This is a genomic window from Flavobacterium sp. FlaQc-28, from assembly GCF_044007415.1.
Taxonomy (GTDB): domain Bacteria; phylum Bacteroidota; class Bacteroidia; order Flavobacteriales; family Flavobacteriaceae; genus Flavobacterium.
Map to the genome: position 1 here is coordinate 58,335 of NZ_JBIPCM010000012.1, position 17,362 is coordinate 75,696.

The window sequence follows — 17,362 nt, forward strand, 5'->3', positions numbered from 1 at the left end:
CAAAATGAAAAATTTAAGTCTTTTATTATTAAGTTTTGTGCTGTTAGTAAGTACTTCAGCTTGCGAAAGCGAACTTGATCTTGTACCACAAGGAGCACCGTCAAGCGGAAATTTTTGGAAAACTCCTGCAGATGCAAAAGCGGGTGTAAATGCCATTTATGATTTGTATTCTAATGATAATATGTATGGTCGTGGTTTTTTCTGGCTAAATAATGCCAGTGATGATATAGGAACAAAACCAAGACAAAACGCAGAACGTATTAAAAACTTTATTGTTGATGGAGCGGAGTCTGACACAAAAGACATTTGGAGACTGCATTATGAAGTTATGAAACGTTGTAACGATGTAATTCGTAATGTTCCGAATATTGCTTTGGATGAAAAAACAAAAAACGGAATGTTAGGTGAAGCTTACTTTAATCATGCCGTGATGCATTTAGAACTCGCTTATCATTATGGAGATGATCGCGCAGGAATACCAATTCAGGACAGAGAAAATCCAACTAATGTATACGTGCCGCGCGCTAAAAACGTAGCCGAAAACTACGCTTACATTGCGGCAGATCTTATTAAAGCGGCAGATTTATTGCCTTATTTTAATGAGTTAACACCAGATAATTATGGTCGTGCACACAAAACAGCAGCTTGGGGTTATTTAGTTCGTACATATTTGTATGCAAAAGATTGGGATAACGCCATAAAATATGCCAATATGATTGTTGCAAGCGGTAAACACAAACTGCTTGATAATTTTGAAGATGTATTTAAAATTAAAAACAACTGGTCTACAGAATACATCTGGTCAGTAACTTCAAGTTCAGAAAATACTTCTTTAGGTTCTATTTTTCCAGGCGTTTGTTTGGAAGATAAAGGATGGGGAGTTTACAATGGATGGGGAAATTTTTATCCAACAAAAGAATTGTTTGATACTTATGTTCCAACAGACAAAAGACGCAGTGCAACTATTTTACAAAAAGGAGATAAATTCACTTATTTTGGAGAAGTAGTTACTTTTAATGAAGGAAAGAATATTGTAAGTTCTAGTAACAGAACTGGTTATCAGTTCAAAAAATATATGGAACCGTTTAGTTATCCAAAAACAACTTCAGGCGGAATTGATATTCGTTATGTAAATGCAAATGGAGACAAACCTTCAACGGCACTTAACGTTCCGCTTTTGCGATATGCAGATGTGCTTTTGATGCTGGCAGAAGCCAAATTAATGAAAGGGCAAAATGCAGATACAGAAATCAACTTGATTCGTCATCGTGCGGGACTTGGAGATATTGCTGGTGCTACAATGGTCGATTTAAAAAGAGAAAGACGTTGTGAATTAGCAGGAGAATGGACAGATCGTCATTTTGATTTAGTACGTTGGGGCGATGCAAAAGAAACTTATGCAAAACCGCTGCACCATTATAACGGAAGTGTAATTTATCCTGCACGTAATTTTAATCCTGCAATACACCATGTTTGGCCAATACCGCCAGATGAAATTGCAGTAAGTAAAGGCGCATTGACCCAAAATCAAGGCTGGTAATTAGTAGTTTCATTTTGATTAGTTTTTTTACACTGCAGGCTTGTTGTGTAGTCTGCAGTTTGTAAAAAAGTACAATCAAATTTTAAATAGTATAAACCAGTCTTTTCCCAAAGAGACTGGTTTGTATTTAAGTAAAGCTTGTTATTTCCATCAGATAAAAATGCACTTTAAAATTACAATAACTTAATTTCTAATAAAGTTACCTACAGCTTTAAAAGAATAAAAACATTTTCAATGAAAAAAATATTCACCCTTTTTTGCCTTTCCTTTTTCCTCTTTGCACAAGCACAGGAGTACAGTTCATCAAACATACATTCGCATAATGATTATGCCAGTGCCCTGCCATTTTATGGAGCGTATTCTAACGAAACTGGTGTTATTGAAGCCGATGTTTTTGTAGTAAACAATGAACTTTTTGTATCGCATACTTTAAAAGAAATTGCGGTGCACAATACACTTAAAAGTTTATATCTAGAACCACTGGCTTCAAAACTAAAAAGTTTAGAAGGAAAAGTTTATAAAAGCGATAAACCATTAATTTTAATGATCGATATAAAATCTGATGCCGATTCGACTTTGAAATTAATCGTGCAACAATTAAAGACTTTTCCTGAAATCATTTCGAACAAAAATATAAAAGTCGTAATTTCAGGGAACAGACCGCTGCCATCTCAATATGCCAATTATCCCGAGTTTATTTATTTTGACGGAAGACTGAACGAAAATTATACTGCCGACCAATTGGCACGTGTAGAAATGATCAGTGAAGATTTGAAAGAATTTACAGTTTGGAATGGAAAAGGTGTTTTGACAAAAGATGATTTAGAAAAAATTCAGTCAACAATTAAAAAAGTACACAGCCAAAATAAAAAAATAAGATTCTGGGGAACGCAGGATAATGTAAATACTTGGATGACTTTAATGAATTTAAAAGTTGATTTTATTGGTACAGATAATGTTTCAGAATTGACGCATTTTATCAATAACATTAAATCGACATTTTATCAAAATACCGAATTTCACCAAGCTTACGTTCCTAAAAACACCTCGATTTTTACTAAAAAGAAACCTAAAAATGTGATTCTTTTAATTGGTGACGGAATGGGTTTGACGCAGATTTATGCGGGTTATACAGCCAATAAAGGGCAGTTAAGTCTTTTTAATATTTCAACACAAGGACTTTCTATAACAAAAGCTTCAAATAGTTATATTACAGATTCGGCTGCCGGAGCAACTGCAATGGCAACGGGACATAAAACCAATAATAGATTTATAAGTGTTGATGAAAACGGAAAGCCATTAGAATTAATCACGCAGCAATTAGCCGCAAGAAATTATAAAACGGCTCTTATCTCTGCAGGAAATATGACAGATGCAACGCCAGCGGCATTTTATGCGCATCAGCCGGAAAGAAGTTACAGCGGACCTATTGCAAATGATTTTTTAGCAAATCCTTCAGATATTTTAATTGGCGGGGGAAAAAATGAATTCAAATCGAGAAAGGATGGAATAGATTTATCTAAAATATTGACTGAAAGAGGATATACTTTTTTAGACAAATTCAATAGTTTAGATACAATTAAAAGCAACAAATTTATAGTTTTAGATGATGCTGCAGTAGTTTCGATGAAAGACGGACGAGGAGATTTCCTGACTAAATCTTTTGCAAAAGCGACAAGCACTTTATTAAAATCAAAAAATCCATTTTTTATAATGGCAGAAGGAGCACAGATTGATTACGGTGGACACAGAAACAATGTTGAATATGTAGTTCGCGAAATGCTTGATTTTGATAAACTAGTAGGGCAGGCAATGGAATTTGTAGATAATAATCCTGAAACACTATTAATTGTAACAGCTGATCATGAAACCGGCGGACTTTCGTTAATCGACGGAAGTATTGAGAAAGGATATGTGCATGGAAGTTTCAGTACAAATGATCATACTGCAGTTCCAGTTCCCGTTTTTGCATACGGCGCAGGGGCGCAAAATTTTATGGGTGTTTATCAAAATACCGAAATTTACAGCCGAATAATAAAAGCGCTTAGTATAAAATAGCTGCTGTTAACTTCGTTTAGAATAGTGTAATAAAAAATAAAACCAGTGAATTTAACGTCACTGGTTTTTGTTTTTTCATGATAGATGCGAGGTCAATTTTATCTTAGAATAAATTGATTGTTATCCTGTTTTTCCTCCCATAAAATGTTTTCCAAATTAATATTCGAACTAAATAAATCATTTCGATCGTTGAGGTTTTGATATTGAAATTCTTTCGCCTGCATTTTGGTTTTTATTGTTTCAATATTATTGGGTGCTTTGATTTCTAATCGTATAAAAACCGATTGTGTTTCATAGCTGTTTTTTTGAACAAATTGAAAATGTGTAATTTCATCATCAGGACCAAGGATGTCACTTATAAAACCTTTTAATATTTCGCTTCGCTGTGGAGATTGAATCATAAAATAATGTACCAAACCGTCATATAATAAAGAGCGTTCTTTTATTTCGGACTCTTTTTCTATACTTTTTAGACCACCGTTTATTATACAAACCACGGTTTTTCCTTTTATCTTGTCAGCATAAAAATCTAGCGCGGCAATACTTAATATACCTTCATGTTCTATATTCGTATCTTTATTATTGGCTAATTTTAAAATAGTAGAGCAGATTTTTCCTTCTGGAATTTTTATTACATCGGTTAGGTTTTCTTTACAGATGTTAAAAGTTAGATCGTCTTGTTTTTTAATAGAAGCAGTATCTAAATTGCAGTTCTTATTAGCAAAAGAATGATCACTTTCACTTGTAATTTCAAGCGACGGACTTTCTTGGGTTGTGACTCCAATAATTTTTGTATTAGGACTTAACATCTTAAATGCAGAGGAAATTCCTGCAGCCAAACCATCTCCTTCTAAAGGAACAAAAACGTAATCAATAGGATTTTGATATTCCTCAAGAATTTCAAGTCCCGCAGTGGCCTGACCAGCAATTACTTTTAAATCATCAAAAGGATGTATAAAAGATTTACGATGTATCGAGGCATCTCCCAAGGCTATTGAATAAGCATCTTCAAAATCATCTCCAGTTAGGATTATTTTGATGTACTCTTTTCCAAATTTCTGAATTTGTTCTAGTATTTGTTTAGAGGTGTTTTTGGGCAGATATATTTTCCCCATTATTTTTAATAACTCACAGCAGTAGGCAACTCCCTGTGCATGATTTCCGTCGCTGGCACAAACAATTCCGCGCTCTTTCTCAGTAATAGACAGAGAATTAATTTTATTATAAACTCCCCTGATTTTAAAAGAATAACCCGCTTGAAGGTCTTCACGTTTTAATAAAACAGCGGCACTATATTGCTTAGAGAGACTCAAGTTTTCTATTAAAGGAGTAGGAATAATTACAGCAGCCAATTGTTTCTGAGCAAGCTGTATTTCTTTAAATAAATTCATCTTTGCGTTGTGTTGCTTTTTCGACTTAGTAGTTTTCCATCTCAGATAATTCTTTAGCAAACCCGTCGCTGCCTTTAATCAAAGCAATTTTCGAACTTTTTATAAATTCAACAAGTTCATATTGATTAAGAATAGTTGTTAAATTATCTATTTCATTTTCCTGTGCCGTAACTTCAAATACAGTGTATTTTTTTTCGATAGATAAAAAAGCGGTATTATATTTTTTAAATAAAAGATCAAGACTTTCATTGTTTATCATCCTATCTGTTGGCAGCTTGTACAATGCTGTTTGTGTAGAAAAAATTTCCTCTTCAGTATTACAATAACATCTAAAAACATCGATGATTTTTTCTATTTGATGTACCAAGTTTTGTACTATTTCTGAGGCTGCATTAATAACAATTGTAAACCGATACATTTTATCAATTTCACATTCTGAGATATTCATACTCACCATATTAATTTTCTTTCTTAAAAACATTACGGCAATTCTATTGATTAGCTCTAGTTGATTTTCGGTATAAACTGTCAAAGTATATTTCTCTTCCATTTTGTTTGTGCAGCTGCTGTATTTAGTTGAATTTTTATTTAGTAATTTTTAGAGTTGTTTCTTTTTAGCGCAAAAAAAAACCTTTCTCGTTTGACGGAGAAAGGTTTCGTATTACACAATATAATCCTAACTCGTCATGAGAGACAAATAATGATAATTGCGATAATAATTATTGCTGTTAAATTTTTCATGTTTGTTTTAAATAAAAAAACCTCCCGGTTTAGGGAGGTTTTAAAATTGTATTATGTATACTTCTTTATATAAAATCCCTTTACTAATATCAAATGATAATAATAGAATTGATAATAATAAAGATGTTAGTTTGCGTGTTCATTTTTTATTTGTAAAGCGCAAATGTAGTATAAAAAAATATACGAGTTTTACTTTTTTTATTTTTTTTAAAAAATTACTAAAGATTAAAAAACAGTAAACGAAACAATTATAGAATTTTCATTTTATTGTAAAATAGGAACTTTTGCAATATTTATTTTAGCATGATTCGTTATTTTATTTATAATAAGAAAAGAAATTCTAAATCAATTCTGGATTACTTCCATCGAAACTCTTCTGTTTTTAATTCTATTTTCTTCAGAAGTGTTGGGTACTAATGGATCTGTTTGCCCTTTCGATTTTAAATGTATACGACTGTTTTCAATTCCTTTTCCTTGAAGATAATCTGCAACAGATTTAGCTCTTAACATTCCTATTTCTTGATTTCTTTCATTGCTTCCAATGTTACAAGTGTAGCCTGTTACCTCTAATACAGCCGTTTTGTCTTTTTTCAGAATTACTGCTATCTCGTCAAGATGAGGAATTACAGCAGGAGACAAATCAGTATTTCCAACGGTTGTGAAACCTACAGGCTCTTCAATTAAAATTATATTTTCGGCAGTAATTACTTCTTTCTTTTCTGGAGCAGTTTGAACTACGGCAATTTCTGTTTTTGGTTCTACTTTTGGTTCTACTTTTGGTTCTGCTGTAGTTTGTACGGCTGTCGTAGTACTTTCAGGCGGTGCAGGTAATTGTTTTTTCGTTTTAAGTGAAAAACCTAATTTAACCTGAATTCCTGCCGCTAAATAGTTGGTTTTTTGTACTACTTTGCCATTCTTGATTACTCCATTTGGTTCAATACTATTTACATCGGTAGGACTATACGTTACCAAATTAGAATCTGAATTACTTTTGGCTAATTCACTTAATCCGTAATCGAAGTAAACTCCAGTATAAAGGTTCAAGTTCTCTTTTAGTTTAAAACTTAAGCCAGTCTCACCACTCAATAAAATAGAGCTTTTGAGGCTTGTACGAGTACTGCCTTCCCAATTAGAGATTTTTCCAAATCCATGTGGCGGTAAATCATCGATTACTAGATTTAAATCGGGATAATATCCCGACATCTGAATTTCAGAAGCACTGGCTTTGGATTTTAATTTTCCTGGAAATAAAGCTTTTGCCCCAACTCCTAAATAGAAGCCTGTTTTAGCCGATATATCCGTTCGATATTGCAAAAGGATAGGCACAACAAGAGAGAAAAAACTTTGGTCTTCAGCGTAATTCTTTGGACTTACACGGTATTCAAAAGCTGATCCTTGATCATCTACTTCATACGAAGTAAACGTTGTTCCTTCGTTTAAATTAAAAGAATTCTGACTGTATTGTCCTTCTATTCCTGTTGCAATTCCCCAATGCTTACTTAAGTAATACGTATAGCCTAAACCTATTCCAAATCCGGTTTTAAGTTTAGCATCACCCAAAGCACTGTCGTAAAGAATTCCAGATGGACCGCCATTAATTTTAATATTAAATTCTTGTCCTTTTACAGTACAACTAAATAAGGTTAAAAACAGTATTGTTAGTTTATATTGATTTTTCATTTTCTAAATATTTAATTTTTAACGTACCAATAAATTAATTGTTTTATGCTGACCGTTTGCCAATGACAAAACAACTACATAAATTCCTGTTGATGAAGGTGCAGTAACAATCACCTTTGGACTAACATTATTTACGGTAGTTACTAATTTTCCAGATAAGTCAAAAATATTAATACGCGAGTCTTTTAAGTCTTCTGTAGAATAATCAGATTCAATTGTTAATTCGCTTAAGCTTCGAACTGGATTAGGATACAGTTTTAAAGCTTTTGAAAAAGTTTGCGTATCAATTGTTATTGGACAGAATTTGATAACATTTCCATCTTTATCTTTGGCTTGTACTGAATAAGTGCCTTTTAAAGGTTTCTCACTATAATACTGACTAGTTGCTCCTGGAATAAGCACTCCGTTCTTATACCATTGAAATGATGAGTAGTTTTTAGTTGAGTTATCAAATAACAAAGTATCTTCCCAATATTGGCTTATATTTCCAGACTGACTAACTTCAACCAATTTTGTAATTTGTACAGCTGGATTGTGGTTTTGATCTCCTTCTTGAGAAACTTTGATAGTTGTTGCTCCAGCGCGATTAACTTTTAATACATCATTTTGAATAGCCGCAATTGATGAATTTTCTACAACATAAGATACTGGAAGTCCACTATTTGAAGAAGCAGTAAGTTGTACTTGGTCTGTCGTATTACATCCAAAGGCGAAGTCTTGATTCCACTCAATTACCTGATTTGCTTTAGTAATTTTAAAATCAGAAGTTTTAAAATCAATTGTATAGTTCGCCCCAGCACTTAAAGTTCCAAGTGTAATAGGATAAGTTCCAGCGTTCTCACCAGCAGTTCTAGAAAGTAAACCTGTAATAATTGAGTTGCTATCACCATTAACAAATCCAGTTGCCACGTAAGTTAGTTTTGGTTCTGTGCTTCCATATACTTTTGTTTGATCTGAAGCTGCCACAACTTTTAAAATATTTTTTTGAGTAGTGAAGCTAATTTCATTTCCGTAGTTTACATAGCCAAATTTGCCAATAGAATAGGCTCGTACATAGTAAACGGTATTTCCTAACAAGCCTTCTATAATTTTTGTAAATGTTCCCGGATTACTGCCTAGAACAATTTTAGAATCAGAGATTTTAGGATTAGAAGCAGTTGCGAATACAAGTCCTATTTCTGAAGTACATTCTCCCAGATCACCATCAATTCCATTTTGACTGGCATTTACGTTTAGAGTAACACTAGAAGCAGTAAACTCAGTTGGGATAGAGGTAATTAAACCTATTGGATTTGAAGGCTGTGTAATAGTAAAGCTTTGATTTACACTACAATTATTACTATCTGTTATGGTGCAAACATAATCGCCTTTTACAAGATTTTGTGCGGTTTGAGTTGTACTGTCAGAGTTACTCCATTTATAAGAATACGGAGCAATTCCTCCTGAAATTGTAACAGTTGCCTCTCCGTTATCAGCGTTATAACAAGTAACATTTTTTTGAGTACCTGTAACTTTTAATGCTGCAGGTTCTGTAATTGTAAATGTTTGATTTATAATACAATTGTTGCTGTCTGTTATGGTGCAGACATAATCACCTTTTACAAGATTTTGCGCAGTTTGGGTAGTACTGTCAGAGTTACTCCATTTATAAGAATACGGAGCGATTCCTCCTGAAATTGTAACAGTTGCTTCGCCGTTATCAGCATTATAACAAGTAACATTTTTTTGAGTAGTTGTAACTTTTAATGCTGCAGGTTCAGTAATGGTAAAAGTCTGATTTATAATGCAATTATTACTATCTGTTATGGTACAAACATAATCGCCTTTTACTAGATTTCGTGCATTTGGACCAGTACTGTCAGAGTTACTCCATTTATAAGAATATGGTGCAATTCCTCCTGAAATCGTGACAGCTGCCTCTCCGTTATCACCGTTATAACAAGTAACATTTTTTTGAGTAGTTGTAACTTTTAATGCTGCAGGTTCAGTAATGGTAAAAGTCTGATTTATAATGCAATTATTACTATCTGTTATGGTACAAACATAATCGCCTTTTACTAGATTTCGTGTAGTTGGACCAGTACTGTCAGAGTTACTCCATTTATAAGAATATGGCGCAATTCCTCCTGAAATCGTAACAGCTGCCTCTCCGTTATCACCGTTATAACAAGTAACATTTTTTTGAGTAGTTGTAACTTTTAATGCTGCAGGTTCTCCAATTGTAAAAGTTTGTTTTGCAGTACAATTATTTGCATCAGTTACTGTTGCGGTATAAGTTCCCGGACTAAGCCCTGTTGCAGTTGCAGCAGTTCCGCCAGATGGTGACCATGAGTATGTATAGGTGCCAAAACCTCCTAATACGGCTACAGTTGCCGATCCGTTGTTAGATCCATTGCAAGAAGCATCTATTTGAGCTCCAATAGAAGCAGTTAATATATTTGGCTCTGTTATTAAAACACTTTCAGTTGTTGAGCAATTATTAGCATCAGTAACTGTTACAGTATAATTTCCTGGACTAAGTCCTGATGCAGTTGCAGCAGTGCCGCCAGATGGTGACCATGCATAAGTATAGGCACCAGTTCCTCCAATTACGGTTGCCGTTGCAGATCCGTTAGATTCTCCATTACAACTAACATTTTCAGAATTTATAGTTATCTTGATAGGGTTAGGTTCTGTAATTGTAAATGATTGTGTAGTTTTACATGAATTACCATCTGTAATAGTTAGCGTATAAGTACCAGCACTAAGTCCTGTTGCAGTTGCATCAGTACCTCCTGTAGGTGCCCATTTATACGTATAAGAACCAGTTCCGCCTGAAACATTTACAGAGGCAGTTCCTGTACTTGCACCATGACATAATAAATTAGTTTGAGATGGTGTAACTACTAAAGCAGAAGGTTCTGTAAGAGTAAAGGTTTTTATAATAGAACAACCATTTGAAGAAGTTATTGTTACACTATAATTACCTGCTGTAAGGTTGCTTGCAGTGTCACTAGAACCACCAGATGGCGCCCAAACATAAGTAAAAGGGCCTGGTGCTCCAGATGGAAGTACCGAAGCAGAACCTGTATTGGCACCATTACATAAAATATTAGTTTGAGATGTAGCAGCAACTAAAGTATTGCTTGTAGTCACAAGAAAGTTTTTAGTAAGTGTACATCCGTTACCATCTGTAATTGTGCAAGTATAGCTTCCAGCGGATAATCCTGTTACAATTTGTGTAGTGGCGCCATTTGACCATGCATAAGAATAAGGAGTTGTACCGCCAATAACATTTACACTTGCTTGGCCGCTTGTTGAACAGGTTGCATTTATTTGACTTGTTGTAGCCGATAAAGCTGCGGGTTCATCAACAGTGATTGATGCCAATAGAAAACAACCCCTGGCATCAGTAATTGTACACGTGTAATTTCCTGTTTTAAGACCGGTTGCAGTTTCTTTATTACCTCCTCCTGAAGACCATACATAAGAATATGGTTTAGTCCCGCCTAACGGAACTACTGTTGCTGTTCCCGTTGCTCCACCATTACATAATACATCAGTTTTAGTAATTGATGTTGTTAGGGCGGCAGGTTGCTTTATCTTTACGGTTACATTATAAACACAGGTATTAGCATCTTGAACTAGAACAGTATAATCTCCGGCTGATAATCCTGATGCAGTTGCATTACTTCCGCCAGATGACCAGGTATAAGTATAAGGAAACGTACCACCAGTTGGAGTGATAGTGGCTGACCCATTACTTCCTCCGTTACAGGAAACATCAGTTTGGGTAACAGTAGCAGAAAATGCTGCAGGACTTTTAATTTCAACAGTTTTAACTAAAGTACATCCGTTAGAATCAGTAATTGTACAAGTATAATTTCCGGCAGGCAGGCCTGAAATAGATGATGTTTTGCGACCTGAAGGTGCCCATAAATAAGAATAGGATGGGGTTCCTCCTGATACAGTTACACTTGCAGATCCATTAGCCCCGCCAAAACAACTTACATCTGTTGAAGCTGTACTGGCAGATAAAACAGTTGGCTGTGTAATAGTAAAACTTTGAGTCGTAAAACATAGGTTTTTGTCTTTAACTGTTACGGTATAAGTTCCAGCAGTTAATCCAGAAGCTGTAGCCGCAGTTCCTCCAGAAGGTGACCAAGAATAGGTATAACCTCCAGTTCCTCCTGTAGCTGAAACTGTTGCAGATCCGGTTGCACCGCCATTACAAGCAATATTAGTTTGTGCGACAGGATTAGCGACTAAAGCAGCAGGCTCGATAATAGTAAAACTTTGAGTAGTAGAACAACTTTTGCTATCTGTAACTGTCACTGTATAGGTTCCAGCAGTAAGTCCTGTTGCTGTAGCAGCAGTTCCTCCTGAGGGTGACCATGCGTAAGTATAAGTTCCTGTTCCTCCAACAGCGGTAACCGTTGCAGATCCGGTTGCACTGCCATTACATAAAATATCAGTTTGTGAAAATGGTGTGGCTGTTAAAACAGCAGTTGGACCTCCTACTAAGATATCATTTATAGTTTTGGTACAAGAGTTAGCATCGGTAATGGTAACACTGTAATTTCCAGCAGTAAGTCCTGTTGCTGTAGCCGCAGTTCCACCAGATGGTGACCAAGAGTAGCTATATCCTCCAGCTCCTCCAATTGCAGTTACAGAAGCACTTCCATTAGATCCTCCAAAACATGAAACGGATGTTGTAGATGTTGTTCCATCTATAACGTCTGGCTGTGTTATGTTGATATTATTTATTGTTTTAGTACAAGAGTTATCATCAGTAACTGTTACGCTGTACGTACCAGCTGTTAGACCTGTAATAGCAGCTGTTTTTGCACCAGTATTCCATAAATATGTATAGCCTCCAGCTCCTCCAGTTGCCGTTACAGCAGCAACACCATTTGATCCTCCGTGACAGGAAACATTTGTTTGAGCAGATGTTAGATTTAATACAGGAGGCTGTGTTACCATAATATTATTTATGGTTCTTGTGCATGAATTTGCATCAGTGATCGTTACGCTGTAAGTACCTGCTAGAAGACCTGTAATCGTTTGTGTTTTAGCTCCATTGTTCCATTCGACAGTATAGGGGCTGGTTCCTCCTATTGGAGTTATAGAAGCTACACCAGTTGATCCTCCATTACATGCGATGTTTGTTACAGCAGGCGTACCATTAAGTGCAGCTGGTGGCTGGCTAACAACAATATCACCAATAGTAGACGAACAACCATTTTGATCAGTGATAGTAACACTATAAGTTCCTGCTATAAGCCCAGTAGCTGTAGCAGTTTTAGCTCCGTTAGACCAAGAAAAAGTTTTTGTTCCTGTTCCTCCTGAGGGAGAAACTGTAGCAGTACCATTAGATCCTCCGAAACAAGAAACTGCTGTAGTACTAACATTTCCGCCAAGAGCATCCGCAGGTGTACCTACAGAGATTCCGGTTATCGTGGTAGAACATAAATTTGCATCTTTAACTGTTACATTATAAGTTCCAGCAGTAAGCCCTGTAGCGGTAGCAGTCGTAGCTCCGTTAGACCATAGATAGGTTTTCGTTCCTGTTCCTCCAACTGGAGTTACAGTAGCAGTACCATTACTCCCTCCAAAACAAGAAACCGGAGTTGTACTAATTGTTCCAGTAAGAGCCACTGTAGGACCTCCTATAGTAATATTAATATCTTTTGTGCAGGAATTGTTATCAGTTACAGTTACAGTATAAGTTCCAACGCTTAATCCGGAAGCTGTTGCTTGTGTTCCGCCCGATGGTGACCAAGAGTAGGAATAAGGTCCTGCTCCGCCTGTTACATTTACGGTAGCTGATCCGGTTGTATCTCCATAACATTTTACAGGTGTAGTTGTTCCTTGTGTTAGAGTTAAAGCTAATGGCTCCGTAATAATAAAAGTAGTACGACCTGTATAGCCACAAGAGTTCGTTACAGTACATGTCCATGAACCTGCACTTAATCCAGTGACACTAGCAGTACCATTGCCTGTAGGATTCTCTGTAGGATTTTCTAATGATGTCCAATTATAAGTAAAACCACTTCCGCCAGAAGCTGTCACTGATGCTGCACCTATAGATATTCCATTACAACGTAGGTTAGTCTGGGAAACAGGTAATACTGTAACAGTAGGGCATAGTACTTTTTCCCACTTCATAGCATCTAATGCGACATATTCAAAAGCTCCAGTTGTTGTTATGGTGTATTCGTTTATGATTTTATTAGAATTGTCACTCGTGCCATAAGTACTTAAATCAATTAAGGTATAACCATTATTGGTTACATTTGAATTAAAATCTGCAGCTGCTTTTGCGGTAAAAATTACCGAACCGTTTAGTTTTCCTGTAATGGTACAGTTGCCTGATCCAGAACCTAAATTAGATTGAGATAAGAACAAATAAATTGATTTTAAAGTAAAAGCGCCTGTAGTTTTTATCGTAAACTGAACAGGAACCCCTATATCAGCTGTACCTGAATTGTCAATGTATTTATTATCAATAGTTGAGCCGCTCCATCCATATCCTGACTCATCAGTTATTTTAAAGGTACCGCCAGCTTGCGAACTAATATTGAAGTTTTGACCATTATCCATAAAACTTGTACTATTAGCAGTTTCGGTTTCAAAGGTTTCTATTGTTGGTTGTGCAAAAATAGATCCAGTGCAAAGCAATGCAATAAAAAGTATTGTGTATAGTTTTTTCATTTTTTTGTAGGTTTAATTACCAGTAGGATAAACACCTTCTGTAGCAATAATGTATGTTATCACCAAATAAGGCTGCATTAAACTTATAGGACTTTGGAGACTAGATCCTGCTGTAGTTGAAACAGTCGGGAGCAAAGGGGTATTTGGTGTCGCAGTGCTATAACCTAATGCATCACGTGTGATCGAATTGACTGTCATAGCAGGGGCTGCTAGTGAGGAATTATTTGATGGTGTAGTTGCAGTTGCTTTAGCAGAACTTACTCTTAGAGAAGCAGTATGGGTATGAGTTGGTAAATTGGCTTGCGTTAAAGTAATTTTTTCCTGCCCTAACATTGTGCCAAGCGCAATCTGGGGCGAGGTCCCTATTGCAGCACGTCCTCTGTAATCGGGTAATGCAAATGTAGTTACGCCATTACCTCCATAAGTTGTTCCTATAAGAGTATACAAGGCTTCGTTCTCGCTGATAGAAAGTAATTGTCCTTCACATTTTTCCCAACCTCTAGGAGCATAGTTACCAGCAAAAATTCTAATTTCGCCTAAATAGTTATCCTGTGCAAAAAGTAGTTTTGTACACAAAAATAACACTAGAATTAAGATATTTTTTTTCTTCATTTTTTTGTTAATTACGAGGTGGATATGCCCCTGATATAGCAATACAGTAATTTCCTGCTAGAACGGGTTGTCGTGTTGGAATTGGTACTGAGCTGCCTATAGGCTGCATCAATATAGTCTGGCTGTTTAGCGTTATATTTGGTGCTTCTTGATTGTAAATCATTGCATTACGAGAATTTCCGTTGAAAATTTGTACAGGAGCTCCAATAGATGTTGCTGCTGATGGTGTACTGGTTGTACCAACACTTGTACTTGCTTTAACAAAGATTTGATGTGAATGAATTGGTAAATTTGATTGGTTTAAGGCTACAGTGGTTACACCATCACTTTGTCCTAAAGATACAGGATACAACCCTTGACCTTGTCCTTGACCAACCAAAATTTTACCATTTAGGTTGGGTAAAGCAAAATTGGTGGATCCATTGCCTCCATAAAATACACCTAAAAGAGAAAACAAAGCTGAGTTTTGACTTATTCCTAGTATTTGTCCGTCACATTTTACCCAGCCCTTTGGTACAACACCAAATGGGAAAAGTCTAATTTCACCAAGATATGGATCCTGTGCGTGTAATGATTGTGCTAAAAGCAGTTGAATAGCTATAATAAGATATATTTTTTTCATTTTGCAGGTATTATTTTCTTTGTGGAAATATTGCATCAAGTGCAATGATGTAATTGGACACTAATCGTGGAGGTGTTAATTCCAACTGACTTGAATTTCCAGTTGTATTAGTAATAATAGTTTGAAGAGTTACATCAGGGGCGGCTGTTGTGTAAGTTAAAAAAGGAATAAAGGATCTCCCTGAATACATTCCAGATGTAGCGATACTCGAATTGTTACTTGGGAGTACAGCTGTTGTGTTCTGACTATTAACCAATACCGCCGCATTATGTGCATGGATTGGCATATTAGAATTTGTTAAAGTAACGGATTCTTGTCCGCTCTTTTCGCCTAAAGCATAATTTGACAAACCAGGTGCTTGCCCGGAACCTATAGGAACTCTTCCTTGCAAATCTGGCAAAGCAAAAGTAGTTGTTCCGTTGCCCCCATAAGTTTTTCCTATTATGCTGTATAAGTTATTATAACCACTAATAGGTAGTAAGCTGCCATTGCAGATAGCCCATCCTGCAGGGGCGTAACTCCCTGCAAAAATTCTAATTTCTCCCGTATATGGCTCTTGCGCAAAAAGCAGCTTCGTAAATAATAATAAAAAGAGTAGGAAGTAGTTTTTTTTCATATTATAACGGTGTTTGAGGTTTTCATGTTTTATTATTAAAATCAGTTTGTGTTTGTGATTAAAGATTTAGTTTAAATTAAAAATCAGGTTTAGTTTTAATGATAAGCTAAATTATTGTAAATAAATTCTTAAATAGCAGGTAATTCTACGTGTTTTTATTGTTGCAGTAAATTTTTTATAATCAAAAAAAAGGAAGCTGATCAGACATAAAAATACTTTGCAACCCAATTTATATATTCTATAATAATCAAGAACCTTTATGGTTTTTATGCCCATCATACAGATAACAAAACTAGTCTTAAATAGTTTTTTTAAGAAAAATAAAGGGGGGACAAATGAGGGACATTTTTAGATGTAAAATTCTTTATATTAATGTTTTAGCGTGAAATGGGATGCAAGAATAAAGAGATCAACAAAAAAAGGAGGTAAAGTTTTTATACTGTGCTTCACAAAGTGAGTGTGCTTTTCTAGTTTTTATCTCTCTTTCTAGTGTTTTGTAAAAGTTCTATTATGGTATTGAAATCTAACATTCATAATATGGTTTTCGGGTAAAAAAATAAAAAGAAAGCAAAAATTTTCCATTTCATTAATATGGTACCAGCTGCAGCTATCATTTTCAACTCTAAATTAATTGTAAGATAAATAGAGCTGTTTCATTCTAATCAATGTAAATCAATGTCTTCTCTTGATATGATTACGTTATTTAATTAGGAAAAATTAAATTAAATTTATTTAATTTGCCTAATTATAATCAATTATTGAAGAATAAGCATTGGTTACGGAAGAAAATAATACCAGCGAACTTTTTATTAGGAAAATATTTGATCAGTACTATAGATCACTTGTTCAGTTTGCAAATCGCTTTCTGAGCATTGATGAATGCGAAGATCTGGTTCAGGATATTTTTATAGGTATATGGGAAAAAGAGAATGCATTTCAAGACGAACTGCATCTGAAGGTTTTTCTATACAAGGCCGTTCGCAATAAATGTTATAATGTTATTAAGCATAATCTGGTAAAAAATAAATATGCTGAAAATACTATTAAGTCTTTAGAAGATGATGATTTGTTCTTAAAACAAATTCTTGAAGAAGATATAGTGTGTCAATTGTATAAGGCAATTGAAATTTTACCTGATAGAAAAAAAGAAATTATAAAGCTAAGTCTTAAGGGACTTAAAAATGCTGATATAGCAGAAGAACTAGGAATACAACTTCAAACGGTCAAAACATTAAAAAGTCAATCGTATAAAATACTAAGAGATCAATTTAGAGATTTAGAATCAATAATTTATTTTTTACTGGTTTAATGTTTTTTAAAACTACTTATTTCAAAAGTTTTTTTAGGTCTTAATTAGTTTACTTAAAGGGATTTAATCTCTTAATTAAAGGGCGCAAATGAATCAGAAT

10 protein-coding genes are annotated in these 17,362 nt (G+C 35.0%); 3 read left to right on the forward strand and 7 right to left on the reverse strand.

The window, feature by feature from the left end:
* Nucleotides 1-4 precede the first annotated feature (4 nt).
* Both ACHRVL_RS22405 and ACHRVL_RS22410 read left to right on the forward strand, forming a co-directional pair.
* Nucleotides 5-1,540, forward strand: coding sequence for a RagB/SusD family nutrient uptake outer membrane protein (locus ACHRVL_RS22405; RefSeq protein WP_395415487.1), 1,536 nt, complete (start codon nucleotides 5-7; stop codon nucleotides 1,538-1,540).
* Nucleotides 1,541-1,774: 234 nt separating this feature from the next.
* The gene (locus ACHRVL_RS22410) at nucleotides 1,775-3,598 is read left to right on the forward strand and encodes an alkaline phosphatase (protein WP_395415488.1); all 1,824 of its coding nucleotides are present in this window, start codon (nucleotides 1,775-1,777) and stop codon (nucleotides 3,596-3,598) included.
* Between the two features lie 98 nt (nucleotides 3,599-3,696).
* Here the strand turns inward: ACHRVL_RS22410 and ilvA are convergent, their stop codons facing one another.
* The 7 genes from ilvA to ACHRVL_RS22445 all read right to left on the reverse strand — a co-directional run bounded on the left by ilvA (nucleotide 3,697) and on the right by ACHRVL_RS22445 (nucleotide 15,953).
* Nucleotides 3,697-4,989, reverse strand: coding sequence for a threonine ammonia-lyase IlvA (ilvA, locus tag ACHRVL_RS22415; RefSeq protein WP_395415490.1), 1,293 nt, complete (start codon nucleotides 4,987-4,989; stop codon nucleotides 3,697-3,699).
* Between the two features lie 25 nt (nucleotides 4,990-5,014).
* Nucleotides 5,015-5,539, reverse strand: coding sequence for an acetolactate synthase small subunit (gene ilvN, locus ACHRVL_RS22420; protein WP_395415491.1), 525 nt, complete (start codon nucleotides 5,537-5,539; stop codon nucleotides 5,015-5,017).
* Nucleotides 5,540-6,075: 536 nt separating this feature from the next.
* A complete protein-coding gene (locus tag ACHRVL_RS22425) occupies nucleotides 6,076-7,410 on the reverse strand; it encodes an OmpA family protein (protein ID WP_395415493.1) in 1,335 nt (444 codons plus the stop codon).
* 18 nt (nucleotides 7,411-7,428) lie between these two features.
* Nucleotides 7,429-14,103, reverse strand: coding sequence for an MBG domain-containing protein (locus ACHRVL_RS22430; protein WP_395415494.1), 6,675 nt, complete (start codon nucleotides 14,101-14,103; stop codon nucleotides 7,429-7,431).
* A gap of 12 nt (nucleotides 14,104-14,115) precedes the next feature.
* Nucleotides 14,116-14,715: a phage tail protein gene (locus ACHRVL_RS22435; protein ID WP_395415495.1), complete on the reverse strand. Its 600-nt coding sequence runs from the start codon at nucleotides 14,713-14,715 to the stop codon at nucleotides 14,116-14,118.
* 7 nt (nucleotides 14,716-14,722) lie between these two features.
* The gene (locus ACHRVL_RS22440) at nucleotides 14,723-15,337 is read right to left on the reverse strand and encodes a phage tail protein (protein WP_395415496.1); all 615 of its coding nucleotides are present in this window, start codon (nucleotides 15,335-15,337) and stop codon (nucleotides 14,723-14,725) included.
* A gap of 10 nt (nucleotides 15,338-15,347) precedes the next feature.
* Complete coding sequence (locus tag ACHRVL_RS22445; protein WP_395415498.1) at nucleotides 15,348-15,953, reverse strand: phage tail protein; 606 nt, start codon at nucleotides 15,951-15,953, stop codon at nucleotides 15,348-15,350.
* Between the two features lie 772 nt (nucleotides 15,954-16,725).
* Here ACHRVL_RS22445 and ACHRVL_RS22450 point away from each other — a divergent pair.
* Nucleotides 16,726-17,262, forward strand: coding sequence for a sigma-70 family RNA polymerase sigma factor (locus tag ACHRVL_RS22450; RefSeq protein ID WP_395415499.1), 537 nt, complete (start codon nucleotides 16,726-16,728; stop codon nucleotides 17,260-17,262).
* Nucleotides 17,263-17,362 lie beyond the last annotated feature (100 nt).